This window comes from Litoreibacter sp. GN1-5, assembly GCF_055693805.1.
Map to the genome: position 1 here is coordinate 117,451 of NZ_JBVFUP010000001.1, position 24,028 is coordinate 141,478.

The following is a 24,028-nucleotide window of genomic DNA, read 5'->3' on the forward strand; positions in this document are numbered from 1 at the left end:
GTATAGAATATCGAAAAGTTGTCGAGATGAAAGATACTAGCGAAGACCATGCACCGCGCCAGCACTGGCTCGGCCTTATGGCCAAAGCTCCTATGGGGCGCGTAGCCACCCTGCTGGACGAGACCGTGACGCGCCCCACGTTTACATGGCTGCGCGCACCCGAGGTCGGCAGCACCATGGTGCGCGCCCGCACTGGTGCCACAGGCGGCCCGTTCAATCTTGGCGAAGTCACCGTGACACGCTGTGCGCTGACCCTTGCAACAGGCGAGGTCGGCCATGCCTACATGCAAGGGCGCAGTAAGGTCGATGCAGAGGCGGTGGCACTGGTAGACGCCCTGATGCAAACGACAGCAGCACAGACGTTGCAGGCCGCGGTGTTGGACGTGCTCGAGGCAGAACAGACCGCCAAGAGGGATGCGCGTGCCGCCAAAGCAGCCGCCACAAAGGTTGATTTCTTTACGATGGTAAGAGGAGAAGACTGATGCAGGCCCAGACCCTGAGCGGCGGATTTGCCGACCCGGCCATCGCCTCAGCGGCGGCGTTTCGTCAGGTGATGGAAGCGATGGCCCGACCCGGCACGATCCACCGGTTAACCGGCGCCGCTCCGCCAGCGCCCCTTTCCCCCGCGACGGGGGCCGTTTTGCTGACCTTGTGTGACCCTGATACTCCTGTGCATCTGGCGGGGGCGCTGGATTGCGATGCGGTGCGCGCCTGGGTCGCTTTTCATACAGGCGCGCCGGTCGTTGGGCCTTCTCATTGCATGTTTGCAGTGGGGGACTGGGACGACCTTATGCCGCTCAACGCTTATCAAATTGGTACACCCCAATACCCAGACCGCTCTGCCACGCTGATCGTTCAGGTCGAACGGTTGGCGCCGAATGGTGCCACATTGTCCGGCCCGGGCATCAAAGACACACACAGCTTATCGCTGCCTGAGACCCGGGCGTTTCAGCAGAATGCGGGGCATTTCCCCCTTGGCCTCGATTTCATCTTTACGTGCGGCGATCACGTGGCGGCCTTGCCGCGGACAACAGTCGTCACGCAGACAGGAGCTATTTGATGTATGTGGCCGTCAAAGGCGGCGAGCGGGCGATTGAGAACGCGCATGCTTGGCTTGCAGAAGAACGCCGCGGCGATACGTCCATTGCCGAGCTCAGCATCGGGCAAATCCGCGAACAGTTGGCATTGGCCGTTAATCGCGTCATGGCCGAAGGGTCGCTTTATGATCCGGACCTTGCAGCACTTGCGATCAAACAGGCACGCGGCGATCTGATTGAGGCGATCTTTCTGATCCGTGCCTACCGCACCACGCTACCCCGTTTTGGCGCATCGGTGCCCGTCGACACGGGCAAAATGGCCTGCGACCGGCGCATCTCGGCGACATTCAAAGACCTGCCCGGCGGACAGGTTCTGGGGCCAACGTTTGATTACACGCACCGTCTGCTGGATTTCAAACTGGCCGCCGACGGCGAGGTGCCAGAGGCCGCGACACGCGAGGCGACGCCCGGCGACGTCCCCCATGTGACCGACTTCCTTAACCACGAAGGGTTGATCGAAGAGGCCATTCATAATGACACGACACCGCCAGACGTGACCCGCGAACCGCTAGAGATGCCCGCAGAGCGCGCACTGCGTCTGCAGGCACTCACCCGCGCGGACGAAGGGTTCACGCTTGGCATGGCCTATTCCACCCAGCGTGGCTATGCGCGCAATCACGCCTTTGTCGGCGAATTGCGCATCGGTGCCGTACCTGTCGAAATGGACATCCCCGAGCTTGGGTTCAGCATTGAGATTGGCGAGGTCACGCTGACCGAATGCGAAACTGTCAACCAGTTCACAGGCTCGAAATCTGAGCCGCCTCAGTTCACACGTGGTTACGGGTTGGTCTTCGGCCAAACCGAACGCAAGGCGATTTCGATGGCGCTGGTCGATCGGGCGCTGCGTTGGGAAGAGTTGGGTGAGGAAGACGAAGGCGCCCCTGCTCAGGATGCTGAATTTGTGCTGTATCATGCGGACAATATTCAGGCGACCGGGTTTCTTGAGCACATCAAACTGCCCCACTACGTCGATTTCCAAGCCGAATTGGAACTGGTGCGAAAGCTGCGTGAAGAGGCAGGCGCGAACTCTGTGCCTGAGGCCGCAGAATGACCCCCGATATTGTCGTTTTTGACATCGGCGGCGTGCTGATCGACTGGCAGCCACATCTGGCATGGGCTGATGAGATGGACGCGTCTGAAGCGCACGATTTCATGGATCGGATCGCCTTTGACAAGCTGAACCTTGCCTGTGATGCGGGGGCGACATTTGCGCTGGCGGCATCCCGGATTGCAAACCCCGAAGATGCGGCGCGGCTCGGCCGATATGTCGCGCGGTATCAACACACAGTCCCCGCCAAGATCGCCGGGACATGGGACATTTTGTACGCCCTGAAAGACGCCGGAACGTCCGTGCACGCAATCACCAACTGGTCGGCGGAAACATGGCCCGAAGGCTGTAAGGCGCATCCCGAGCTATTGGAGGTATTCGACACGACGGTGGTCTCCGGTGAGGTCGGCGTCATCAAACCCTCAACCGAAATCTATGCCCTTCTGTGCCACCGTGCAGATGTTGCGCCAGAGCGGTGTGTGTTTATCGACGACGGGTTGCACAACTGCTTGGGCGCACGGGCGGCAGGCATGGACGCGATCCATTTCAAGGGTCCCGATGCCTTGCGTAAAGACCTGTCAGCACGGAGCCTGCTATGAGCGACTACAACTTTGCCTATCTGGACGAACAAACCAAACGCATGATCCGCCGCGCGATCCTCAAGGGGTTGGCGATCCCTGGCTATCAGGTACCGTTTGCCAGCCGTGAAATGCCCATGCCCTATGGTTGGGGTACGGGCGGGGTGCAGGTCTCGGCCGCGGTGATGACACCAGATGATCGGTTCAAAGTGATTGACCAAGGGGCGGATGATACGACCAACGCCGTCTCGATCCGTACGTTTTTTGAGCGCACCGCCGGGGTGGCCACGACAATCAACACGTCCCATGCCACCGTCATCCAGACCCGCCACCGCATACCCGAAGAGCCGCTTAGCGAGGGCCAGATCCTTGTCTATCAAGTGCCTATCCCTGAGCCTCTGCGGTTTCTGGAACCCCGCGAAAGTGAAACGCGCAAGATGCATAGCCTTGAGGAATACGGGCTGATGCATGTGAAGCTTTACGAAGACATCAGCCGCCACGGCCACATCGCGACGTCCTATGATTATCCGGTCAAGGTTGAGGGGCGTTATGTGATGGACCCGTCGCCGATCCCGAAATTTGACAATCCCAAACTGGGCGATATGGCGGCGATCCAACTGTTTGGGGCAGGCCGCGAGCAACGCATCTATGCGCTGCCGCCCTACACTCAGGTGGTGTCACTCGATTTCGAAGACCATCCGTTCGAAGCCTCTAAACCGGATCATCCCTGTGCCATGTGCGGGGCGGAAGACAGTTATCTTGACGAGGTAATCACCGACGACGCGGGCGAGCGGATGTTTGTGTGTTCAGACACTGATTTCTGCGAAGGACGACAGGCCGCTGGGCACGCTGGCACGATGAACGGAAAGGACGCGGCATGACGCCTTTGCTTTCGGTCCAAGGGATCACCAAATTTTACGGCCACCATATTGGCTGCAGGGATGTAGGGTTTGATCTTTACCCCGGTGAGGTCATGGGGATTGTCGGGGAAAGCGGGTCTGGTAAGTCCACTTTGCTGAACTGTATGGCGGGGCATTTGACACCTGACGCTGGCGCGGTCGTGTTCGATACGCGAACGAACGGACCGCGCGATACTGTCACGATGTCCGAACCCGAACGCCGCATGTTGTCGCGCACCGATTGGGCCTTTGTGCATCAGCACGCCCGCGATGGCCTGCGTATGGGCGTCAGTGCGGGCGGCAATGTGGGCGAACGCCTGATGGCCGTGGGCGAGCGCCACTACGGCGATATCCGGGGTAAGGCAACCGATTGGCTCGGCCGCGTCGAAATTGATGCGGACCGCGTCGATGATCGCCCCACGACGTTTTCTGGCGGGATGCAACAGCGCCTTCAAATTGCCCGCAATCTAGTGACAGGGCCAAGGCTGGTTTTCATGGATGAACCCACAGGCGGGCTTGATGTTTCTGTTCAGGCACGGCTGCTTGATCTGTTGCGCGGGTTGGTGCGCGATATGGGGCTGTCGGCGATCATCGTGACCCATGACCTCGCCGTGGTGCGCCTTCTGGCGGATCGTTTGATGGTCATGAAAGACGGCCATGTGGTCGAAGCAGGTCTGACCGATCAAGTGCTGGATGATCCCCAGCACGCCTACAGCCAACTCCTCGTCAGTTCTGTTTTGCAGGTGTGAAAATGATTGAACTTAGAAACGTGTCCAAGATTTTTACGCTGCACAATCAAAGCAGTGCAGTGATTGAGGTAGTCAATGATGTGACATTGTCCGTGGCGGCAGGTGAATGCGTGGCGCTGACCGGTGCATCAGGTGCCGGAAAATCGACGCTGATGCGGATGATCTACGGCAACTACCTGACGCAGGCCGGGCAAATCCTGATCGACGGGATCGATCTGGTGCAGGCCGAACCCCGCGACGTGATTGCCTTGCGCCGCGAGACTCTTGGATACGTCAGCCAATTCCTGCGGGTCGTGCCGCGCGTGCCAACGCTGGATGTGGTCGCTGAACCGCTGCGCGCTGTGGGTGCCAGCGCGACCGATGCGCAGGCCCGTGCCAAAGATTTGTTGGCCAAACTCAATATTCCACAGCGGCTTTGGTCCTTGTCACCTACAACCTTTTCTGGTGGTGAGCAGCAGCGCGTGAACATCGCACGCGGGTTTGCCCACCCTTATCCGGCGATGCTACTGGATGAACCGACGGCTAGCCTTGATGCCGCCAACCGCGAGGTTGTTTTGTCCTTGATCGAAGAGGCCAAAGCCCGAGGTGCTGCTATCATCGGCATATTTCACGACGAAGCTGCCCGCGACCGCGTCTGCGACCGTGAAATCGACGTGAGCCAATTTACGCCCGGAATTGCGGCATGAAAGCCGGGCGTCTCATCGCCGTTGTAGGCCCGTCCGGTGTAGGCAAGGACAGCGTCATGGAAGGGCTCGCCGCAGCCGATCCATCGCTCCATCTGGTGCGCCGCACGATCACCCGCGCGCCGGAATTGGGGGGTGAAGACTACGATGCCGTCAGCGTTGAAAAGTTTAATGAACTGGCGGCAGCGGGGCATTTTGCCGTTCACTGGGGCGCCCATGACTTGCAATATGGCATTCCTGCGTCCGTCCGAACTGTACTGGCGGGCGGTCAGGACTGCCTCGCTAATTTTTCACGCTCTGCATTGGTCGCGGGTGACGCGGCCTTTGCCTATTTTTGTGTCCTTAACATCACCGCTCGGCCCGAGACGCTTGCGTCGCGTCTGACGGCGCGAAGCCGCGAGAGTGCGGAACAGATTGCAAAACGTTTGGCGCAAGCGACCAAACCGTTGCCCGGTGGCCCGAACGTCATGTCGATCAGTAATGATGGCCCGCTTGAAGACACCGTCGCAAACGCCCTGTCGCTGCTTCAACCCGTGAGGGTGTAGCGTTGGATAAGTTCAAATCGCCCATCGGGACGCTCACCGCACAAGGCAATGCTGCCCAATTCATAGCGGTCGGCCAATGGCGGGAGATGCGTCCGCGCTGTGTTCATCCACGCGGTACGATCCGCCTGCGCCAAACGTCCGCTCAGACTTGCGCTGCGCCGTCGCGCCAACTCGACCTCGGACGCAGGCGCGCGAAAGGGATCGAGGTCACGCACACACGCGCTTGCGACCCGCTCCAACCCGCTCAGATTGCCCGTCGGGGTCAACGCCAGAAATCCGCCCAATGTCGTCAGCTGCAAACCACCGCTGACGGCAGGCGCGCAGCGACCGGCCAAATCTGCGGCCCTCGCTTTCAGGTCTTCGAGTGTGCGACCATCCGCCAGCTTGAACGGCGGCTTCAACGTCCCGTGAAAGCCGTATTTTCGCGGTGTCATCGTAATGTCATCCAAACCGGGCACATCTGCCGGACGAGTGGCGCTGCCTGTCCGCACATCCCAGCCCAGCCACGTCGCCCCAAAACCGGCCAACGCGTCATCAATCGGCGCGTCATAAATTGCGAAACGAGTGTATGTCATGAATTATCCTCTTAGGCCTGCTGATATGGACCATTCAGATGACACTTCTGTGTCAGGCGATCTTTGCCTCGCCAATGCACAACTGGTCTTGCTAGATCAAGTTCTGACAGGGTCCCTCACCATTGAGCAAGGCGTGATCACCGAAATTGTCGAAGGTGATCATAAACCAAGCGGTAGCTTGGACTGTGCAGGTGATTTCGTCATGCCCGGGCTGGTCGAGTTGCACACCGACAACCTCGAACGCCATATGGAACCGCGCCCGGAAGTCGACTGGCCGCATTTGCCTGCACTCATCGCCCATGATGCGGAATTGGCATCGGTCGGGATCACGACCGTGTTTGACGCTTTACGTGCCGGGTCCATTCACTCTGGGAAAGGGCGCTACATAGATTATGCCCGCGCGGTCGCGGATGAGCTTTTGGCGGCGCGCGCCCAAGGTGTGTTCAAGATCAGTCATTTCCTGCACCTGCGCGCTGAGATCTGTTCTGAAACCCTACTCGAAGAATTAGCCCGTTTCACGCCCGATGACCGTGTCGGCATTGTCAGCCTGATGGATCACACCCCAGGCCAGCGCCAATTCCGCGACCTGACCGCCTTGCGCACCTATGTCGCCAAGAAACGTGGCATGGATGACAATGACTTCGCTGAACATGTGGCGAACCTGAAAAGGTTGCAGTCCCAGTTTGGCGACAAGCACGAGAAGGGTGCCGTGTTGGAGGCCAAGCGGCTGGGTGCGGTTCTGGCCAGCCATGATGACACAACCCGCGATCACGTTGTCACTTCGCACAGCAACGGCGTCGGGTTCGCAGAGTTTCCAACCACCTTTGAGGCCGCGTCAGCCTGCCGAGACCATGGTATCGCCGTCATGATGGGCGCGCCAAACGTCATCCGTGGCGGATCCCATTCCGGCAACGTCGTCGCAACAGAATTGGCCGAAGCCGATTTGCTGGATATTCTGTCGTCTGACTATGTGCCCGGTGGGTTGTTAATGGCGGCGTTCCGCGTCGCCGAACTTTGGAACGATCTGCCACGCGCGATTGCGACCGTGACCCGCACACCCGCAATGGCGGCGCGATTGCTGGATCGTGGCAACCTGCAAACAGGTCTGCGCGGTGATGTCTTGAGGGTCAAAAATAGCCAAGGCACCCCAGTGCTGCGTGGTGTGTGGGCCAAAGGCGCGCGCATCGCCTGATGCGCAATGAGAAAGCGATAGCGCAGGCGATTTTGCAGTCTGCGCCTTCGCCTATCTGTTACATTGTCATGTTTCCGTCGTTCGGGGCGCGCTGCGCCAAGCGCGCTTTCACCCCCGAGTTGATAGGAAAGAAATATGACCGTTCGCACGCTACTTTTGACGACTTCACTCGCTTGCTTTGCGCTGCCATCCTATGCGCAAGACATGAACTTCAACCGGATTGCGTCGTTTCAAGTCGCTGACAACCTGCCAGAGGCCGAAGAAACCTCGGCCGAGATTATTGCGGCGACCGCCGATGGGATGACGCTGGTCTATACGGACAGCCCTGGGGCCTCGATTGGCTTCATCGACATCACAGACCCGGTAAACCCGGCCCCACTAGGTGTATTTATGCCGGAGGGAGAGCCGACATCTGTTGCGGTGATCGGGAACTACGCGCTTGCGGGCGTAAACACATCCGCCAGCTATACAGAGCCATCGGGCTTTCTGGTGGAAATCGACGTGGCGACGCAACAAGAAGTCGGTCGTTGCGATCTGCCCGGTCAGCCAGACAGTGTCGGCATCGCACCTGACGGATCTTTCCTCGCTGTTGCGATTGAGAATGAACGCGACGAAGACCTTGGCGATGGCCGCGTCGGCCAGATGCCTGCGGGTTCCGTCTTTATGGTGGACCTGACAGCCGATGGCCTGATCGCCTGTGACACTGCCCGCGTCGCCGATGTGACCGGCCTTGCCGATATCGCGCCCGAAGATCCAGAGCCCGAATTCGTGTCCATCAACGGCGAAAACGAAGTCGTCGTGACGATGCAGGAAAACAACCACATCGTTGTTCTGTCCTCAGCGGGTGAGGTGCTGAGCCACTTTTCCGCCGGTGCAGTCACGCTAGAAGGCGTCGATACGGAAGAAGAAGGCGCGCTGGTGTTCGACCAGACAATCACTGTACCACTTGAACCCGACAGTATCACATGGATCGACAACACGCATTTTGCCATGGCCAACGAGGGCGACATGGACGGCGGTTCGCGCGGTTGGACGATCTTTAGCCAGGACGGCGATGTGGTTTATGAAAGCGGCGTATCCTTTGAACACGCCATTATCTCGGTGGGCCACTACCCCGAAGAACGCTCAGGTAACAAAGGCGTAGAGCCTGAAAGCGTGACATTCGACACCTTCGGCGGCACGCCCTATATCTTCGTGGGTGCCGAGCGGTCTTCGATCATCGGTGTCTATGACATAACCGATCCCGCCGCCCCAGAGCTGACCCAACTGCTGCCCTCAGGCATCGGGCCAGAAGGTTACGTGACGATCCCCGAACGCAACCTGCTAATTTCTGCCAACGAGGTCGATGATGCAGGCGCGCGGGCACACGTCATGCTTTTCGAATATCAGGAGGCACCTGCCGCTTATCCGCACCTAACATCGGCCGGAATGGATGAATTGACAGGATGGGGTGCGATCTCTGGTCAGGTCATGGCCGAGGACGGCACGATCTACGCCGTGTCCGACAGCTTCTATGGTATGCAGCCAACGATCTTCCATATCGACGTGTCAGACACACCGGCGCAGATCGTGGACGCCATTCGGATCACGCGCGAAGGCCAGCCTGCACAACTGATGGACATGGAAGGCATCGCGCTGGACGGTGACGGCGGCTTCTGGATCGCTTCTGAGGGTCGCTCTGACCGTCTGGTGCCCCACGCGATCTATCACGTCGGTGCAGATGGCGCGATCAAGGACTATATCGCGCTGCCAACCGAACTTCTGGCCGTCGAAACCCGTTTCGGGTTCGAGGGTATCACGCGCGTGGATGACATGCTCTACCTCGCTGTGCAGCGCGAATGGCGCGACGATCCGGCAAACCACGCCAAGGTTCTCGGTTACAATTTGGAAACGGAAGAATGGTCGGTGATCCATTACGCCAAAACCGAGCCGGCAACGGGTTGGGTCGGCTTGTCAGAAATCGTCGCACATGGTGATTTCATGTACTTCATTGAACGTGACAACCAGCATGACACCCGTGCTGTGACCAAGATCATCACCCGCGTGCCGATGTCGGCGATGAATAATCTGGTCGCATTTGGAGAGACGCCTGCGGTGCTGGTGCCTGAACTGGTCGTGGATCTGTTGCCCTATCTGACATCCACGGGGGCTATGTTCTCGACAAGGTCGAAGGTCTGGCCATCGCAGAAGATGGCACGATGTGGGTTTCTACAGACAACGACGGTGTCGACGACCATTCGGGTGAGACGATGTTCTTCCCCGTCACCATGGAATAGCGCATCGCTTCACGACGTCCATGGGCCCCGCCGCAGTTTGCGCGGGGCTCGTTGTTTTTCATTTGAAGGCTCGCACCTCCCTTGGCAAAGGGGACTCCATCTGCGGAACACAGCACATCGGGTTTGAGGCATTTAACTGCAAACAACTTCGGCAGACTAAGATCGGCACTTTTAGAGCCGCAGCACATATACTCTATCCGCCAGATACTGCGCTTCGCTGCCCAAACGGCAAAATGAAAGCAACCATAAATTCGTAGGATTTTGACATCCGCTAAGCTGAGACCCAGCAAGATTAGTCAGTCTATTTGAATGTCGTCTGTGGATGGCTCCTGCATTGCAAGACATTTTTGACGTTTATTGCGGCGTTTAATCAGTACAGTCGTCTGTCCGGCCTGTTCATGTGGTGATCTGCCACTGGCCTTGATGATTTCCGCAAGCGAGGTTCCAATCGGCTTCACGGCCTTCGAGGGCCAACGTCATTCCCGGAGTGTCCTCGCTCTTGGTTGACTTAGTCCGCATCATCACGTCATGCGCCTTGCATCTCTGGCAGGTGTCCCGATCAGGTGACCGGCTGCCGGTAATTCTCCTGTCTCGTCAACATTGCCCAGATCACGCGCGCGGTTTTGTTTGCCATGGCAACTGTTGCAAGTCGAACCGGCTTTCCAGCGAGCATCCTCGCTGTCCAGATATCGACTTTCTCGGGATGGAGTTTTGCCATCAATGCGCGCGATGTCATGCCAACGATAAGAAGTTTCCTGAGGTAATGATCACCTTTCTTGGTAATCCGCCCAAGCCTCTCTTTGCCGCCACTGGACTTGTTGAGCGGGGTTAAGCCCAGCCAAGCGGCCAGATCTCGTCCGGTTTTGAACTGTTTGGCGTCGCCGACGGTCGCCACGATGGCCGACGCCGTAATTGGACCAATCCCAGGCACCTGCATCAGTCGGCGTGCGTTGGCATCTCGCCGAGCATGGCTCTCGATCAACTTGGAAAAGCCTTCAATTCGGGCGCTGAGCCCAAGGAGTTGATAACACAAGGTGCCGAGAACCCCGTTCGCCAGTTCGGGAATTTTAGGTTGATCACCGTCCAGGTGGCTTTTGGAAAAGCGGGCCACAGCCTCAACCCCGGTTGGGAGAACATAGCCAAACTCACGCAGCATCCCCCGTATCATGTTTGAGACCTGGGTTCTCTGGCGGACGATGAGTTCGCGCGTGCGGTGGGCGGTCAAAAGAGCTGGCTGGTCTTCGGTCTTGATCTCAACAAATCTCATCGTCGGGCGGCCAACCGCTTCGCAGATTGCCTCTGCATCCACTGCGTCGGTCTTTCCGCGTTTGACATATGGCTTGACGTAAGTTGCTGGCATCAAACGGACATCGTGCCCTAACTTGCGAAGTTCACGGCCCCAATGATGGGCCGAACCGCAGGCTTCCATACCGACCACACAAGGCGGTAGGCCCTCAAAGAACTCTAACAGTTTTGCGCGTTTGATCTTCTTGTTGAAGACCTTGTCGCCAGTCACAGAAACTCCGTGAACCTGAAAAACATTCTTGGCCAGATCCAGTCCTATGGTTTTTACTTGCATTGGGTGGCTCCTCTCAAAAGCAGATTTCGACACCTGCATTATGGCGCATTGCGACGCCGGGTGGAGCAGGAGCCATCCACTTCATCCGCTTTCGTGAAACCCGCCGCACTAAGAAACGCACGTCGCTGCAAATGCGAGAGAATGCTGCGTCAGCAATATGCCCAAACACCAATGTCGGGAAAGTCCGCTGTGCAGGCCTTGCCGTAGAGAGGGATGAAGGTCCGGTCTAAGTTGGGAAGGCGTGACATTTGGGCCAATATTGTCTGGCAGACATATTCGCCTGGATTCAATAGACCCACTGCATCGAAACAAAGATGTGCGACGTTCCATACGCGAGGTCCGCCTTCAACGTCCGCCAGATATATCAAGCGTTGTCCCAGTGATATAGCTTGCCTGCTGCGATATCAGAAACAGGATAGCGTCAGCGACTTCTTTTGCGGAGCCTGCGCGCTTCATAGGCACCATATCGGCCATATCAGCGGCGCGGTTTGGCAGACCGCCCTTGGCGTGAATTGCGGTTTCGATAATGCCGGGCCGAACAGCGTTCACCCGGACACCTTCGGTGGCAACCTCATCTGACAGGCCTTTGGTGAAGATGTCGATCCCTGCCTTTGTCACAGCGTAGTCGACATATTGATTGGCCGAGCCAAGCCGTGCTGCCGCAGAAGATATGTTGACGATTGCCCCGCCTTTGCCGCCATGAGCCGTTGACATGCGTAAGATTGCCTCTTTAGCGACAAGCATCGCACCGATCAGGTTGACGGAGACCATGTGTGTCAGCCGTTCAGGCGTCATTTCATCGACGCGGCAGGGTTGATCCACGATGCCTGCATTGTTCACCAAAGCATCGAGTTTTGGAAATCGTGCGTCCAGATCAGTGAAGATGCGGGTTATGTCATGGGGATCACCGATATTTCCCTGGATCAGATGCGCTGTGCTGCCGGCACGCTCGACCTGCGTTGCAACATGTGACGCCCCGGCCTTATCGTTGTTGTAATGGACTGCCACATCATAACCCGCCTGTGCGGCAAGCTCAGCCGTAGCTGCCCCGATACCTGCGCTGGCACCAGTGATTAAAACGCATTTACGGGACATAAGGTGGGCTCCGCTCAAATGCGGAAGGCCCGCTTTATATCATCAAGCGCGTCCCGCTGTTTATCGGTCATATCCCCTTTGCCAGCTGCAACAATGTCCTGCAAGACTTTCATCAACGGGGTTACACTGGCAGGACCGCTAAGTTTGCTGAGTTTGCGTGACAGGCGCGTGATTGCCGCATCGGGGCTGGTGCATTCCGTCATGAGCCAACGCCCCAGAACCGCCATTTCTTCGGCGGTTGTCAGATCAATTCGCAAGGCTGATTGCAGCCCGCGCATCATGGCAATTCGCTGCTCCTGCGTGGGGTAGTCGTCCAGCTCAAGAAACGCGACGGCAATTGCACCAATGGCAAGATTTGAATTATCGACATCCTCAACCGGGTGGCGATCATAGGTGCGGCGAAAGCCGAAACGACGGGCAGCGGCACGGACATCATTGGCAACGTCAAGCAGTTCTTTCCCCGCATCCACAGCATTGCGCGCGCGATACATCCAGAAAATAGCGGCACCAACCGCCCCAAGAATGATTAAAAGAATTGGCATCGAGGTAGCTCTTCCAATAGAAATGATGCCAATATTTAAGGCAATGATCACGGCACAAATATGGCCCGTTCACGCCTCCAGAATGCGTGTTACCATTTCCGTAACGTCACGGCTTAGATTTGGGGTGTTCAGGATGCGCCCCAGCGCCGCTTGCATCATCTGCTGGCGGTCGGCGTCATAGCGGTGCCAGGTCTCGAACACGGTGGACATGCGGGCAGCAGTTTGTGGGTTTTTGGCGTCAAGCTTGATCAGCCAATCGGCCATCAGCCCGTAGCCTTGGCCTGAGGGATCATGGAAGCCCGCTGTGTTGCCTGCCAATGCCCCGAAAACCGCGCGGAAGCGATTTGGGTTGGCCATGTCGAAATCCGGATGCGCGGTCATTTCCTTGGCCTTTGCAGTGGCCTTGGAGAGCTTGGCTGACATGACTTGCAACGAGAACCACTTGTCAATGACAAGGCGATCGTCCTTCCAGTGTTTATAAAAGGCGATATTCTCGTCCTCGCCTTTTTCGACATTAAGAAGGCTTGCCAAGGCACTGAATTGCATTGTCATATTGTCAGATGAAGCATACTGCTTTGCGGCCAGAGCGCCGCTATCGATGCGCGAGATCAGTGACAAGCAGGAATTTTGCAGGCTACGCTTTCCGGCGGCTTTGGCATCAGGGCTATAGGGCCCGTCCACTGCCATCTCGGCATAGAGCTTTGGGGTGATATCCTGCATGGCCTCAGCCACGGATTGGCTTAGCGTTTCACTGACTTGATAGATACGTGTTGGGTCAGGGGTCTGGCCACCGTCAAACAGCGCTTGCGCTATATCATCCTGTGATGGTCGACCAAGGGCCAGTGCGCGGAAATCCGGATCCAGTGTGTTATCCCGCGCGACCGTGATCAGTGCATCCAGATAGGCCTGATCAGGCGTCGCATCTTCTGTCACCATGCGGATCATGACGTCTTTTGCCAGGGCGCGTCCTGCCTCCCATTTGTTGAATGGGTCGGTGTCATGGGCCAGTAGAAAAGCACGTTCAGCGTTGGTCTGATCCCGCTCTAGAATGACCGGGGCCGAGAAGCCACGGTTTATGGACGGCACGGGCTTGGCGTCGAGGTTGGTGAAGCGGAATTTGTGCACCTCATCTGTAACTTCGCAAATCTTCGTCGTCTGAATTTCGTTGCCATTTTCGGCTAGCAGCCCGACAGCAATCGGAATTACCTTTGGGTCTTTCACATCCTGCCCCGGTGTGGGCGGCGTCGTTTGGGTGAAAGTAAGCGTATAGGTGCCGTCGTTAAAATCCTCGCCCACCTTGACCCTCGGTGTTCCAGCTTGCTCATACCAAAGCTTGAACTGGCTCAGATCGCGGCCTGTGGTGTCCTCAAAGCATTTCAACCAATCCTCTATCGTACAGGCCTGCCCATCATGGCGGGTGAAATAGAGATCACAGCCTTTGTAATAAGCTTCATCCCCGATCAGGGTTTTTAGCATGCCGATGATCTCTGCGCCTTTCTCGTAAACTGTCGATGTGTAGAAATTATTGATCTCGACAAAACTTGTCGGTCGGACGGGGTGGGCCAAAGGCCCATTGTCTTCACGAAACTGGCGCGCGCGCAGGGCCAGTACATTGCCGATCCTTTGTGTCGCATGGCCACGCACATCGCCCGAGAATTGTTGGTCGCGGAAGACAGTCAGTCCTTCCTTCAGGCAAAGTTGAAACCAGTCACGACAAGTGATGCGGTTGCCGGTCCAGTTGTGGAAATATTCATGGGCGATGATCGCCTCGATCCGCTCAAAATTGGCATCTGTCGAGGTCTCGGGGCTGGCCAGAACAGCCGCCGAGTTGAAGATGTTCAGCCCCTTATTCTCCATCGCGCCCATGTTGAAATCATCAACCGCGACAATGTTGAACAGATCGAGGTCATATTCGCGACCATAGACCTCTTCATCCCATTTCATTGATCGTTTCAGCGCATCCATCCCGAAGGCGCATTTATGCAGATCGCCGTCCCGGACCCAGATATTGAGCGCTACATCACGGCCTGACATGGTGGTGAAGCTGTCGGAATGGGCTACCAGATCCCCCGCGACAAGCGCGAACAAATAGGCAGGTTTGGGCCACGGATCATGCCACTTGCCGTCGCCCAGATCGTTGCCGTTGGACAGTTTTATCTTCTCGTCACACTCGATTGTCACACTGAAAACCCCCATTACATCGGGGCGATCAGGATAGTAGGTGATCTTGCGAAAGCCCTCGGCCTCGCATTGGGTGCAATACATGCCCTTCGACATATAGAGCCCTTCGAGCGCTGTATTTGTTTCCGGGCTGATCTCGACCTCTGCCTCCCAGATGAAGGGGGCGTCGGGGACCTGTGCCGTCAGGCCAAGTTCGGTTTGGTTGGCCTTTACCTCTGCACCATCGATCCTAGCCCATTTCAGGTCCAGATTTTCGCCATGCAGATAAAATGTTTTGTTCGATGCTTCCGGGTTTGGTCGGAAAGCGATCTTGCTGATCACGCGTGTTTTTGTCGGGTGCAGTTTGAACGTCAATTCGACCGTATCCACCAGATAGGCCGGGGGCGTGTAGTCGGAAAGGTAAATCGCTTGGGGGGCAGCATCGCGCATGAAAGGGCTCCATCAAAGTTATCGCAACAGTAACGTGCGCTTCGGCAGCTGCAAGATGGGGTTTTCTTTGGGCCGCGTCGATATAGATGCAAACTATGAGTGTTCTGCTTTGGTTCAAACGTGATCTGCGGGTGCAAGACCACGCAGCTTTAGCCCATGCGGCAGGTCTGGAAGGGCCTGTGATCCCGCTTTTTATTGCGGAGCCGGAATATTGGGGTTTGCCCGATACCTCGGCGCGGCAATGGGAATTTGTGGCGGAGTGTCTGGAGAGCCTTCGTGCAGAGCTTGGCGCATTGGGCGCGCCGCTGGTGATCCGTCAGGGCGATGCGGTCGAGGTGCTGGATCAGCTACGGTTAAATCATGGCGTAACCCGAATGGTCAGCCATGAAGAGACTGGCAATCAGTGGACATATCAACGTGATCTGCGCGTCGCCGCATGGGCGCGCAACAATGCGGTTCAATGGGACGAGCAGAGTGGTACAGGTGTGATCCGACGCCTGAAGTCCCGTGATGGCTGGGCCAAGACCCGTGATGGCTTTCTGGCGCAGCTTCAGATTGCGTTGCCTGCCGGCTTGCAGGCTGTGTCCGGACTGGTGCCGGGGTCAATCCCGTCGGCGCATGATCTTGGGATGGCAGCTGACCCTTGTCCTGACCGCCAAAATGGTGGGCGCGCAGAGGCTATGTCTGTATTGCAGTCTTTCCTGCACGAGCGTGGGCAGGATTATCGTCAGGCGATGTCGTCTCCTGTTGCAGGTGAATGGTCCTGTTCACGCCTCTCGCCGCATCTGGCCTTTGGTAGCCTGTCAATGCGCGAGGCGGTTCAGGCGGCCATGGCGCGCAGAGAAGCGTTGAAAGGCACGCGTGCGGGATGGCTTGGATCGATGCGGTCTTTTGAGGCACGGCTGGCTTGGCGTGATCACTTTACCCAGAAACTTGAGGACGAGCCCCGGATCGAGACGCATTGTCTGCACCGGGCTTATGAAAACCTGCGCCCCCGGCAAAGTGACTTTGCGCGGCTGAGCGCCTGGTCCGCAGGCGAGACCGGGTTGCCATTTGTCGATGCGTGTATGCGCTTTACCCGTGCGGGCGGATGGCTCAATTTTCGTATGCGCGCAATGGTTACATCTGTGGCATCTTACCATCTTTGGCTGGGCTGGCGAAACCACGGCCCGATCCTTGCGCGCTATTTTACCGATTATGAGCCGGGTATTCACTGGTCTCAGGTGCAGATGCAATCGGGGACCACTGGAATAAACACCGTGCGGATTTATAATCCTGTCAAACAAGGTCTGGAGCAGGATGAAACCGGTATATTCACCCGGCGCTGGTGTCCCGAATTGGTAGAGGTGCCGGACGCTTTTCTGCAAGAACCATGGCGCTGGGGCGGTGCAGCAACCTTGCTGGGGCGTGCCTACCCTGAACCGATTGTTGATGTGAAAGCCGCAGCTAAAGCTGCGCGTGATGCGGTCTGGGCGGTGCGTAAGGGCGAAGCGTTTCGGGCCGAGGCGGCGCGGGTCGTGCAAAAACACGCTAGTCGCAAAGATCCGCAAGGCCGCTTTGTCGATGATCGCGCGCCGCGTCGCAAAAAGCCACGGACCAAGGACACGCGCCAGATGAAGCTGGATTTGTGATATGCCAAAGATGCGCAAGAAAGCTAACCTCCCCACCAAGATTTGTACCAAATGCGGACGGCCTTTTGCATGGCGCAAGAAATGGGCAAAGGTTTGGGATGAGGTGCGATATTGTTCAACGCAATGCCGTGATGCGCGAGGGCACGAGTGAAGTTCTTAGAATTGGTCAGATTTTCTAACCACGCTTGTTGCCTATCGGAAACTTTTTTTCTAGAAGGTTTACCATAGCATACGACCCCTATTCTGCCGGGAGACTGAAATGAAAGATATCGCTGAAAATCGCGTGGAGCGGGCAGGCCTGTCGGTTGACCCGAAATTGGTCAGTTTTATTGAAGAGACGGTACTGTCGGGAACTGGTGTCGAAGCGGATAGTTTTTGGGCGGGACTTTCTGAGCTTGCGCATGACTTTGGCCCAAAGAACCGTGCGCTTTTACAAAAGCGGGAAGAGATACAATCCGCCCTCGACGCTTGGCATATTGAGCGGCGCGGGCAAGTCCATGATGCAGCCGCCTATACAGAATTTCTCAAAGAGATTGGGTATCTGGTCCCCGAAGGCCCTGATTTCATGATCGAGACAGAAAATGTCGACCCCGAGATTGCATCAATCGCGGGGCCGCAATTGGTTGTGCCGATTATGAATGCACGCTTTGCGCTGAACGCAGCCAATGCGCGTTGGGGATCGCTCTATGATGCGTTGTATGGCACGGACGCGATGGGCGATTTGCCCACTGCCGGCGGGTTTGATCATGCACGCGGGGCGCGTGTGGTCGCCACGGCCAAGGCACATCTGGACGATGCGGTCCCGCTGGACGGTGTTAAATGGGCCGAGGCCACAGGATTTGACACCGATGATGATGGTTTGATCGTCAAGACGGGTGGCGGTCAGGCACGTCTGGCACATCCTGCGCAATTTGCAGGTTACACCGAAAACATGGGCGAAATACTTCTGGTCAAAAACGGCCTTCATATCCGTATTGTTATTGACCCGTCCCACCAGATTGGCGCAACCGACCCGGCTAGAATTTCGGATGTAATCCTGGAATCTGCCCTGTCGACAATCATGGATTGCGAAGATTCTGTCGCCGCTGTGGATGGTGAGGACAAGGTGCTTGCCTATTCCAATTGGCTAGGCTTGATGAAAGGTGATCTGCGCGAGAGCGTGACCAAAGGTGGCAAGACGTTTGATCGGGTTTTGGCCGAGGACAAACATTTCAAAACGCGTGACGGCAAAGACCTGACCCTGAAGGGGCGGTCACTTATGCTGGTGCGCAATGTTGGCCATCTGATGACAAATCCAGCGGTTCTGGATCGTGACGGACTTGAGATCGGGGAAGGTCTAATGGATGCGCTCTGCACCACACTGATTGCGATCCATGACCTGAAGCGGGATGGGGGCAATTCTGTTGCGGGATCGGTCTATGTCGTTAAACCCAAGATGCACGGGCCCGAAGAAGTGGCCTTCGCGGACGAGATTTTCACTCGGGTAGAGGCTATTCTGGGCCTTCCGCAAAACACTGTGAAACTTGGGATCATGGATGAAGAACGGCGTACTTCAGTTAATCTCAAAGAATGTATCCGCGCGGCGAAATCGCGTGTGGCCTTTATCAATACAGGTTTTCTGGATCGCACGGGCGACGAGATTCATACCTCGATGGAGGCGGGACCGTTTCTTAAGAAAGGTGATATCAAGGGCGAGCCCTGGATTGCATCTTACGAGGATCGCAATGTGGATATTGGGCTGGCCTGTGGTCTTCAGGGCAAAGCGCAGATCGGCAAGGGCATGTGGGCAATGCCTGATCTGATGGCTGATATGCTGGAACAGAAGATCGGTCATCCCAAATCTGGTGCGAATTGCGCCTGGGTGCCGTCGCCAACAGCCGCGACCTTGCACGCGATGCATTATCACAAGGTCGATGTGTTTGCGCGTCAGGATGCGATCAAAGCAGGCGGTGTGCGTGGGACTTTGGCCGACTTGCTGACCATTCCGGTAGCGCATGGCCAAAACTGGTCGGATGAGGAGATCATCCAAGAGGTCGAGAACAACGCCCAAGGCATCCTTGGTTATGTGGTGCGCTGGGTAGATGCGGGGATCGGATGTTCGAAGGTGCCCGATATCAATGATGTTGATTTGATGGAGGATCGCGCGACCTGCCGGATTTCGTCGCAGGCGTTGGCGAACTGGTTGCATCATGGCGTGGTTTCAGAGGCAGATGTAATGGCGGCGATGAAGAAGATGGCCGCTGTTGTGGATCGTCAGAACGCGGGTGATCCCGGCTATGCTTCGATGGCACCTAATTTTGACGGGATTGCCTTTCAGGCGGCTTGCGATCTGGTCTTCAAAGGGCGTGTGCAGCCTTCGGGTTATACCGAGCCCGTGTTGCATCAGCGGCGTTTGGAGTTGAAGGCGAGTTGATTTCGTCGCAGCTTTGCTGCGACGATCCGTGGGGGCTTTGCCCCCAAACCCCAGAGTATTTATGAAACAATGATAAGGATGAGGACATGGCTGCGATTTCACTGAACAAGGCGCGCACCATTGTACGCAAGGCGCTGGCAAAGGGGCGGGAGATGGAGTTGAAACCTTTGTCCGTGGTTGTGTTGGATGCCGGTGGTCATGTGCAGGCGTTTGAACGAGAAGACGGAGCGGCACCGGGACGGTTTGACGTTGCGCGTGGCAAGGCTTACGGCTCGGTTATGCTGGGCATGGCAGGCACGGCGCAGATGGCACGGGCCGAGCAACAACATTACTTCATGACCGCTGTGAATGGGCTTTTTGGTGGCTCAGTTATACCGGTGCCTGGCGGTGTTTTGGTGTATGATAAAAAGGGTGCTGTGATTGGTGCCGTTGGTGTAACGGGTGATACATCAGACAATGATGCGATCGCTGCAATGGCAGGGATCGAAGCGGCAGGGCTTTCGGGCGAAATCTGAATATCGTTTGGCTATCCTGATACAGAGATGCCTATATTTTGATCTCGAGATTTTGCACATGGATTGTGCGGGACTAGACACTCGACCTGAGTGAGATTTTTGCCTAAACATAAAGTGGGGGGATTGCAGGAGCGGTATAAGATGGCAAAGCCAATTATCGGGATTATCGGCAACTATCACCTCATCAATGAGGAATATCCCGTCCATGCGGGCGGGCGGATGAATTCCGAAGCTGTCGCAGAAATTTGCGGCGCGGTACCGGTGATCGTTCCTACGGATCCTGAATTGGTTTCGGTTACTGATCTCATGGAGGCTTGTGACGGTTTCTTGTTCACAGGAGGGCGCCCGAATGTGCATCCGGAAGAATATGGCGAGGACCCGACTGAGGCGCATGGCGCCTTTGATCGGGCACGTGATCGCGTTGCCCTGCCATTAATCCGAGCCTGTATCGAGATAGGACAACCGTTTCTTGGGGTCTGCCGTGGCTTTCAGGAGGTCAATGTCGCCATGGGGGGCACGCTTCACCCCGAAATCCGCGATCTACCGGGCCGGTTGAACCACCGTATGCCGCCTGATGGGACAATAGAGGAGAAGTTTGCCCTGCGCCATGAGGTCCGTTTTACCGAAGGTGGGCCGTTTGAACGGTTGATGGGCAGCTCTGTGGTCCAGACGAACACGTTGCACGGGCAGGGGATAAAGACTGCCGGAGAACGGATTGTGATAGATGGTGTGGCCCCGGATGGGACGCCGGAAGCTATCTATATCAAGGATGCGCCGGGGTTTTCTCTGTCGGTGCAATGGCATCCGGAATACCGGGCGGCACATGATCCTGTATCGCGACCATTATTCGAGGCGTTTGGCGAGGCTGCATCGGCTTGGCGCGCAGGGGAGCGACCGGTTTTGTTGAAATCGGCCTGAATTAGCTGGTCAGGATTTCACTAACCTTCAAGGCGCGCATATTGTTCCCATCCACTTTCAGCTTGCCAGACATCACCGCCATAATCGGGTTTTGAGACCCATCAAGGATCGCGCGGAATGTTTTCTCGGATGCTTTGAGTGTGACATCGGCAGGTGCATTGCCAGCCGTAGCGCCGTGTTCAGTCAGCATGACGCTACCCTCGCCCGTGATCTCAAGCTTGGCGGTGCCTTTGATCGTACCTTTGGCTTTGTCATGCAGCAAGGTTACGAATTCGTCGACTATGGCGGACATGGGATTCCTCTGGCTAGATATAGCTCCAGTTTTGACGATCATGCGCAAACGGCAAGTGGGACGTCACGTCAGAGACGCGTGTGAGCAGTCGGATTAGCCATAGGTTTCGAGCATTTCTTTCAGATCATCCAGAGTGTTCGCCTCTTGTACGGGCTTGTCATGGCGCCAACGTGACATGCGCGGAAAGCGCAACGCGACCCCCGACTTATGCCGCGGAGACGCTTGTATCCCTTCGAACGCTATCTCGAACACGTGCTCGGGCGTAACGGCACGCACGGGGCCGTAACGCTCCAACGTGTTTTTGCGGACCCATGCGGTGATCTTGCGAAACTCCGCATCGGTGAGGCCTGAATACGCCTTGGTGAACGGAACCAGATCATTGCCGGACCAGACTGCGAAGGTGAAATCGGTAAACAGATTGGCCCGTCGCCCATGACCTGCCTGCGCATAGATCATCACCGCGTCAATCATCAGTGGATCGACCTTCCATTTCCACCAATCGCCCCTTTTGCGCCCCGCAAGGTAGGGGGAGCCCCGCGTTTCAACATAAGCCCCTCGGCCTGCCTGTCGCGTGAGGTTTCGCGCAACGCGGCCAGATCATCCCATGTCTCAAATGACAAAATGGATGAAAGCCGCAAGGGTGCTGTCTGTGGCAGACATTGAATCATATCTGCCAGCAAGGCACGCCTTGTATTGTAAGGCTGGTCACGAATGTCTTGTCCGCGATATTCCAGCAAGTCATAGGCATACAGGATCGTCGGGGCTTCGCTGAGCAGTTTCTTCGGTACGGTTTTACGTCCGATGCGTTTTTGCAAGGCACTAAAGGGAGAGGTTTTTCGTCCGCCCAAGCAAGGATTTCGCCGTCAATTACTGTGCCATCCTCGATGAAGTCAGGGGCTTGGGCGAATTCGGGGAAGCGGTCAGTGATCAGCTCTTCCCCGCGTGACCACAGGAAATGCTGACGATCCCGCAAGATCAGTTGTCCGCGAATACCGTCCCATTTGAATTCAGCACGCCAGTCAACGGGTGGGCCAAGTACGTCCAAATCTTCAAGCTGATAGGCGAGGTAGAACGGGTAGGGCTTTGACGCATCCGCAGACGGGTCATCGGTCAGGATCAGATCTTGATAGCTGGTCGTTTGCGGTGTCCAATTGCCCATGATGCGGTGGGCAAGTTGCGTTTCCTCGATCCCGGTGGCTTGCGCCAGCGCACGGGTCATCAGCTTTTGGCTAACGCCAATGCGCATACCGCCTGTGATCAGTTTGTTGAACAAGAAGCGCTCGACCGGGGGCAGGCTATTCCAGGCTGTCAACACTGTTTGCTTTTTCTCCTCCACGGTGCGTGTGCCGAGGTTTGCCACAATATCCAGCCACTCGGTCAGTGTGTCGTCGGAGCTTTCCTGCGCAGGTGGTAAAACCAGTGCAATGGTTTCGGACAGGTCGCCCACGATCGGATAGCTTTCCTCGAAAAGCCATAGGGGAATGCCTGCAACTTCGGCAGCCCATTCGCGCAGAAGGGTTGTTGTAACGCCGCGTTTGGGGCGTCGGCCGGACAGGATGGCAATTGTCCAGAGCTTGTCCGTATCAGGGGCGTCTCGGAAGTAATCTGCCAGCGCTGCGACTTTGGTGTTGGTCTTTGTGGTCTGGTCAAGTGCGGTGAACAGTGTGGCGAAGCGTTTCATTCAATGACCTCCGCTTCGCCTTTATCAAGACTTTCGCCTTCGAATTCCGTCTCTACAATGCCTGCGTCATAGCCTTGCTCGGCCAGCCAGCGTGAAAAAACCGAAGTGTAACCATGGGTAACGAACACGCGTTCTGCCCCTGTAGCCTTGATGGCTGCGTTCAACCCTTCCCAATCCGCATGATCTGACATCACAAACCCGCGGTCTGCGGCGCGGCGACGTCGGACCCCGCGCAAGGCCATCCAGCCCGAAGCGAAAGCGGTGGATGCCTGCCCGAACCGCCGCGCCCATGTACTGTTCATTGCCGATGGCGTGGCAAGCACCAGCGCGCCCTGATGATCCTTGATGTTCAGATCGGGGGTGATGCGGATCGTCTGGGGCAGCTCAAGCCCTTGCGCACGTAACACCTCGTTGGTGTTCTCGATAGCACCATGGGTCAGGACAGGGGCGATAGAGCTATCAATATTTGCGAGGATTCTTTGAGCCTTCCCAAGCGCATAAGCCCCGAGGATCGAGAACCGTCCAGCATCACGGTTGCCCTGCCACCACGCGTTGATCTGGGCGATCACGTCTTCCTGAACGTCCCATGTAAAGACCGGCAGCCCGAAGGTGCATTCAGAGATAAACGTATGGCAGCTCACGGGTTCAAATGGTTCGCAAAAGCCATCATTGGTGATTTTGTAATCACCTGAGACAACCCAAGTTTCGCCGCCGACCTCGACCCTGATCTGGGCTGAACCCGGCACATGGCCTGCCGGATGGAAACTGACCAATGCATCGCCGATCTGGCGCGGGGCAGCGTAAGGCGTGGTTTCAAGTGTGATATCACCGAGCCGAAGTTTCATCACCGGCGCCGCGGCCCTCGGTTGCGAGGTAGTGTTTATGCCCCCAACGCGCGTGGTCCGAATGACCATGGGTGATCAATGCCCGCTCTACCGGGCGCCATGGGTCGATGAAGAAATCACCGGCGGGACAATAAATGCCTTGAGGACGAAATTCGAGAACCATGACGTCAAACTTAGCAGCAGGAGATTTGGTTGCCAGCGTGAGAAAGTATTTTTCACAAGATGATAGAGCAGGCGCTTCCAAACGTGTCTAAACGGAAGTATG

General features: G+C 56.7%; 20 protein-coding genes and 3 pseudogenes. 15 read left to right on the forward strand and 8 right to left on the reverse strand.

Annotation, left to right across the window (positions count from 1 at the left end; translation table 11 throughout):
• Nucleotides 1–26 precede the first annotated feature (26 nt).
• Genes phnG through phnN form a run of 8 tightly spaced genes read left to right on the forward strand, consistent with a single transcriptional unit; the run spans nucleotide 27 to nucleotide 5,599 of the window.
• Complete coding sequence (gene phnG, locus ACZ1HF_RS00565) at nucleotides 27–482, forward strand: phosphonate C-P lyase system protein PhnG (protein ID WP_472655682.1); 456 nt, start codon at nucleotides 27–29, stop codon at nucleotides 480–482.
• Nucleotides 482–1,060, forward strand: coding sequence for a phosphonate C-P lyase system protein PhnH (gene phnH / locus ACZ1HF_RS00570; protein ID WP_472655683.1), 579 nt, complete (start codon nucleotides 482–484; stop codon nucleotides 1,058–1,060). Before phnG ends, phnH begins: the two co-directional genes overlap by 1 nt.
• Nucleotides 1,060–2,148 carry a carbon-phosphorus lyase complex subunit gene (locus ACZ1HF_RS00575; protein WP_472655684.1) on the forward strand — a complete coding sequence of 363 codons (1,089 nt, stop codon included), beginning with the start codon at nucleotides 1,060–1,062 and terminating at the stop codon, nucleotides 2,146–2,148. The genes phnH and ACZ1HF_RS00575 overlap by 1 nt, the downstream gene beginning before the upstream one ends.
• Nucleotides 2,145–2,744: an HAD family hydrolase gene (locus tag ACZ1HF_RS00580; protein ID WP_472655685.1), complete on the forward strand. Its 600-nt coding sequence runs from the start codon at nucleotides 2,145–2,147 to the stop codon at nucleotides 2,742–2,744. The genes ACZ1HF_RS00575 and ACZ1HF_RS00580 overlap by 4 nt, the downstream gene beginning before the upstream one ends.
• Entirely contained in the window at nucleotides 2,741–3,604 is an 864-nt protein-coding gene (locus ACZ1HF_RS00585) for an alpha-D-ribose 1-methylphosphonate 5-phosphate C-P-lyase PhnJ (protein WP_472655686.1), read from the forward strand. The genes ACZ1HF_RS00580 and ACZ1HF_RS00585 overlap by 4 nt, the downstream gene beginning before the upstream one ends.
• On the forward strand, nucleotides 3,601–4,371 hold the full coding sequence (gene phnK / locus ACZ1HF_RS00590; protein ID WP_472655687.1) for a phosphonate C-P lyase system protein PhnK: 771 nt from the start codon (nucleotides 3,601–3,603) through the stop codon (nucleotides 4,369–4,371). Before ACZ1HF_RS00585 ends, phnK begins: the two co-directional genes overlap by 4 nt.
• Nucleotides 4,372–4,373: 2 nt before the next feature.
• Nucleotides 4,374–5,057, forward strand: coding sequence for a phosphonate C-P lyase system protein PhnL (phnL, locus tag ACZ1HF_RS00595; RefSeq protein ID WP_472655688.1), 684 nt, complete (start codon nucleotides 4,374–4,376; stop codon nucleotides 5,055–5,057).
• The gene (phnN, locus tag ACZ1HF_RS00600; protein WP_472655689.1) at nucleotides 5,054–5,599 is read left to right on the forward strand and encodes a phosphonate metabolism protein/1,5-bisphosphokinase (PRPP-forming) PhnN; all 546 of its coding nucleotides are present in this window, start codon (nucleotides 5,054–5,056) and stop codon (nucleotides 5,597–5,599) included. The genes phnL and phnN overlap by 4 nt, the downstream gene beginning before the upstream one ends.
• Here the strand turns inward: phnN and ACZ1HF_RS00605 are convergent.
• On the reverse strand, nucleotides 5,581–6,174 hold the full coding sequence (locus ACZ1HF_RS00605) for a DUF1045 domain-containing protein (RefSeq protein WP_472655690.1): 594 nt from the start codon (nucleotides 6,172–6,174) through the stop codon (nucleotides 5,581–5,583). The genes phnN and ACZ1HF_RS00605 overlap by 19 nt on opposite strands.
• Here ACZ1HF_RS00605 and ACZ1HF_RS00610 point away from each other — a divergent pair.
• Together ACZ1HF_RS00610 and ACZ1HF_RS00615 are read left to right on the forward strand one after the other, a co-directional pair.
• A complete protein-coding gene (locus tag ACZ1HF_RS00610; protein ID WP_472655691.1) occupies nucleotides 6,173–7,366 on the forward strand; it encodes an alpha-D-ribose 1-methylphosphonate 5-triphosphate diphosphatase in 1,194 nt (397 codons plus the stop codon). The genes ACZ1HF_RS00605 and ACZ1HF_RS00610 overlap by 2 nt on opposite strands.
• 135 nt (nucleotides 7,367–7,501) lie before the next feature.
• Nucleotides 7,502–9,642 (forward strand): annotated as a pseudogene (locus ACZ1HF_RS00615) (esterase-like activity of phytase family protein).
• Nucleotides 9,643–10,201: 559 nt separating this feature from the next.
• Here the strand turns inward: ACZ1HF_RS00615 and ACZ1HF_RS00620 are convergent.
• The 4 genes from ACZ1HF_RS00620 to pepN form a co-directional block, all read right to left on the reverse strand.
• A complete protein-coding gene (locus ACZ1HF_RS00620; protein ID WP_472655593.1) occupies nucleotides 10,202–11,221 on the reverse strand; it encodes an IS110 family RNA-guided transposase in 1,020 nt (339 codons plus the stop codon).
• Between the two features lie 345 nt (nucleotides 11,222–11,566).
• A complete protein-coding gene (locus ACZ1HF_RS00625) occupies nucleotides 11,567–12,316 on the reverse strand; it encodes an SDR family oxidoreductase (protein WP_472655692.1) in 750 nt (249 codons plus the stop codon).
• A 14-nt stretch (nucleotides 12,317–12,330) separates the two neighbouring features.
• Nucleotides 12,331–12,858 (reverse strand): hypothetical protein, encoded by a 528-nt coding sequence (locus ACZ1HF_RS00630; RefSeq protein WP_472655693.1) that lies wholly within the window; start codon nucleotides 12,856–12,858, stop codon nucleotides 12,331–12,333.
• A gap of 69 nt (nucleotides 12,859–12,927) precedes the next feature.
• The gene (gene pepN / locus ACZ1HF_RS00635) at nucleotides 12,928–15,468 is read right to left on the reverse strand and encodes an aminopeptidase N (RefSeq protein WP_472655694.1); all 2,541 of its coding nucleotides are present in this window, start codon (nucleotides 15,466–15,468) and stop codon (nucleotides 12,928–12,930) included.
• Nucleotides 15,469–15,563: 95 nt separating this feature from the next.
• On the opposite strand from pepN, the gene ACZ1HF_RS00640 reads away from it, so the two are divergent.
• From ACZ1HF_RS00640 to ACZ1HF_RS00660, 5 genes are all read left to right on the forward strand, one after another.
• Nucleotides 15,564–17,099: an FAD-binding domain-containing protein gene (locus ACZ1HF_RS00640; RefSeq protein ID WP_472655695.1), complete on the forward strand. Its 1,536-nt coding sequence runs from the start codon at nucleotides 15,564–15,566 to the stop codon at nucleotides 17,097–17,099.
• Between the two features lie 10 nt (nucleotides 17,100–17,109).
• Entirely contained in the window at nucleotides 17,110–17,250 is a 141-nt protein-coding gene (locus ACZ1HF_RS00645) for a DUF2256 domain-containing protein (protein ID WP_472658942.1), read from the forward strand.
• A gap of 108 nt (nucleotides 17,251–17,358) precedes the next feature.
• Nucleotides 17,359–19,512, forward strand: a complete 2,154-nt coding sequence (locus tag ACZ1HF_RS00650) for a malate synthase G (protein WP_472655696.1) — start codon at nucleotides 17,359–17,361, stop codon at nucleotides 19,510–19,512.
• An 86-nt stretch (nucleotides 19,513–19,598) separates the two neighbouring features.
• Entirely contained in the window at nucleotides 19,599–20,027 is a 429-nt protein-coding gene (locus ACZ1HF_RS00655) for a GlcG/HbpS family heme-binding protein (protein ID WP_472655697.1), read from the forward strand.
• 141 nt (nucleotides 20,028–20,168) lie between these two features.
• On the forward strand, nucleotides 20,169–20,945 hold the full coding sequence (locus tag ACZ1HF_RS00660) for a gamma-glutamyl-gamma-aminobutyrate hydrolase family protein (RefSeq protein ID WP_472655698.1): 777 nt from the start codon (nucleotides 20,169–20,171) through the stop codon (nucleotides 20,943–20,945).
• A 1-nt stretch (nucleotide 20,946) separates the two neighbouring features.
• Here ACZ1HF_RS00660 and ACZ1HF_RS00665 read toward each other — a convergent pair whose 3' ends face one another.
• The 3 genes and pseudogenes from ACZ1HF_RS00665 to ACZ1HF_RS00675 form a co-directional block, all read right to left on the reverse strand.
• A complete protein-coding gene (locus ACZ1HF_RS00665) occupies nucleotides 20,947–21,237 on the reverse strand; it encodes an SCP2 sterol-binding domain-containing protein (RefSeq protein ID WP_472655699.1) in 291 nt (96 codons plus the stop codon).
• Nucleotides 21,238–21,330: 93 nt separating this feature from the next.
• Nucleotides 21,331–22,918 (reverse strand): annotated as a pseudogene (locus tag ACZ1HF_RS00670) (ATP-dependent DNA ligase).
• A pseudogene (locus ACZ1HF_RS00675) lies at nucleotides 22,915–23,926 on the reverse strand (ligase-associated DNA damage response exonuclease). The pseudogenes ACZ1HF_RS00670 and ACZ1HF_RS00675 overlap by 4 nt, the downstream one beginning before the upstream one ends.
• Nucleotides 23,927–24,028 lie beyond the last annotated feature (102 nt).